The 1,893-nt window shown below is 39.7% G+C and carries 3 protein-coding genes and 1 pseudogene; 2 read left to right on the top strand and 2 right to left on the bottom strand.

Going from position 1 to position 1,893, the window contains the following annotated elements; all coding sequences use genetic code 11:
- Window positions 1-359 precede the first annotated feature (359 nt).
- A complete protein-coding gene (locus BFP75_RS21835; protein WP_165776517.1) occupies window positions 360-518 on the bottom strand; it encodes a hypothetical protein in 159 nt (52 codons plus the stop codon).
- Window positions 519-719: 201 nt separating this feature from the next.
- On the opposite strand from BFP75_RS21835, the gene BFP75_RS11365 reads away from it, so the two are divergent.
- Window positions 720-1,019: a type II toxin-antitoxin system RelE/ParE family toxin gene (locus tag BFP75_RS11365; RefSeq protein WP_099545507.1), complete on the top strand. Its 300-nt coding sequence runs from the start codon at window positions 720-722 to the stop codon at window positions 1,017-1,019.
- 5 nt (window positions 1,020-1,024) lie between these two features.
- Window positions 1,025-1,309 (top strand): addiction module antidote protein, encoded by a 285-nt coding sequence (locus tag BFP75_RS11360; protein ID WP_099545455.1) that lies wholly within the window; start codon window positions 1,025-1,027, stop codon window positions 1,307-1,309.
- A gap of 107 nt (window positions 1,310-1,416) precedes the next feature.
- Here the strand turns inward: BFP75_RS11360 and BFP75_RS11355 are convergent.
- Window positions 1,417-1,893 (bottom strand): annotated as a pseudogene (locus BFP75_RS11355) (group II intron maturase-specific domain-containing protein); the annotation flags it as partial.

Raw genomic sequence — 1,893 nt, 5'->3', positions numbered from 1 at the left:
CAACTTGAAAACGAGATCTAAAGTCTCACAGAACTGAACGTGATTTAAGTAGTAAAAGAGAGAGGATTATCAATGTTGTCGAAGTCGTAAGCTTCACCGTGTATAGTAACCTTAATTCTCTCTTTTGTTCTTTCTGATTAACACATCAATTTAAAGAGAATCAAACTTAAGACGTGTATAGCTTATTGCTTCTGAATTTCCTACTCGGAAATTCTTGCGCAATTTGCTATCTTGTTTCCTTATTCGGAAAATCATACTGATTTTCCGCAACAAGCCATACACAAACACGATGATGTACAATTATTCATTTAATTTTTATTGTTTTTCAAAGGTATTCATCGGTCGCTTCGCTCGGTCACCTAAAGGTGAACCCAAGTCGCTACATTGTCGCCAAAGGCTCCAATTCCCGCCCCTTGGGATTTGTACATCATCGCAGGGCCATGCCAGTTTGCATAATCCGTAGGATGAGGGACCATCCAACCTATCACCTTTAGGCGCCATCGAGGAAAACTGTACATATCAACGGCTATATGCAACCTGGCCACGTTCAACACGTATTTGTAAATTTATCCCAACAAGTTGCGTAAATTTAAAATCCGTAACGTGGCTTCACATAGCCCTGCGTTGTGGTGCATTTTACAAGCCACCCAAAAAACTTCAAAATACGGTATTAAATTCAAAAATTAAATGTAAATTTGTATCCAAGTAGATACACTTTTATGTTTTTTATCGAGAAAACAATTGAATTTGATAAATGGTTGAAAAAACTGAAGGACTTTAAGGCCAAGGCGAAAATCCTATTCAGAATTCAAAAAATTGAAAACGACGGACATTTTGGCGATTGTAAATCTGTTGGCGACGGGATAAGGGAAATGCGCGTGAATTTCGCAAAAGGTTATAGGGTTTACTTCAAAGAAAAAGACGGGAAAATAATTGTACTTCTGATTGGTGGAGACAAATCAACACAGCAAAAAGATATTGCGAAAGCGAAAGAAATCTGGAAAAAATTAAAGAAATAGAAAATATGGGAACTTCAAAATTTGACATAGCTGATTATTTGGACAGCAAGGAAATGATTGCCGAATATCTCAACACAGTTCTGGAAGAAGGAGATAACGCAGATGTTATTAATGCGATCGGACATATTGCAAAAGCGATTGGAATGACCAAAATTGCAGAGGAAACTGGATTAAGTAGACCAAGTTTGTACAAAGCATTGTCGGACGGAGCTAAACCTCAATTTGCGACAATAATGAAAGTTTTGAAAGCAATCGGAGGACAAATTCAAGTGAATCCAATGTCCGCGTGAAAAAATAACGCACCACAATCGAGTAGACGGGTCCGCCCCTAGTTAGGAACGGACTGCGCCTCTCACACCACCGTGCGTACGGGTCTCGTACACGGCGGTTCGTTATATCAGAACTTTACACTAAGGTAGTACGCCAGCATACTTTCGTAACCTCTTTTTCTTAGACGTTTTTCAGTAATAGTAGTCCTCAGTATAGGACTTTGGGCTACCGCCCAGCCTCCCATCCTTGTTCTACTCCAAGCATACGCTTGATCCTGTTTTATACCTAAGCCAATGAGATTCTTGCGTTTGCGCTCCGGTTTCTTCCAATCGTGCCATATACAGTAGCGTAGTCGGTTCCGTAACCATTCATCCAGCTTTTTAAGTTTGGTATGTATATTTCCTAATCGGGAAATTGTTCGACCACCCTTTATAGATGGGTTTTAGCCGTTGTAACCTTTCTACTAATGACAATGGCAGCGTTTTCTTGGTAAGATACCTGAGCTTGCGTTTAAGTGTTTGCCAAGCCTGTTCGCTTACTATTAACTGATAATGACCCTTTACGCCTTTCTTATATACTGGCGTAAACCTATAACCCAACAACT

The sequence above is a fragment of the Maribacter sp. 4G9 genome (assembly GCF_002742265.1).
Classification (GTDB): Bacteria; Bacteroidota; Bacteroidia; order Flavobacteriales; family Flavobacteriaceae; genus Maribacter.
Note: the sequence above shows the minus strand (reverse complement) of the source record. Positions and strands in the feature narration are given on the sequence as shown.

Coding starts and splice junctions, on each gene's coding strand:
- BFP75_RS11360 (WP_099545455.1), top strand. CDS start 1,025: ATGGGAACTTCAAAATTTGACATAGCTGATTATTTGGACAGCAAGGAA.
- BFP75_RS11365 (WP_099545507.1), top strand. CDS start 720: ATGTTTTTTATCGAGAAAACAATTGAATTTGATAAATGGTTGAAAAAA.
- BFP75_RS21835 (WP_165776517.1), bottom strand. CDS start 518: ATGTACAGTTTTCCTCGATGGCGCCTAAAGGTGATAGGTTGGATGGTC.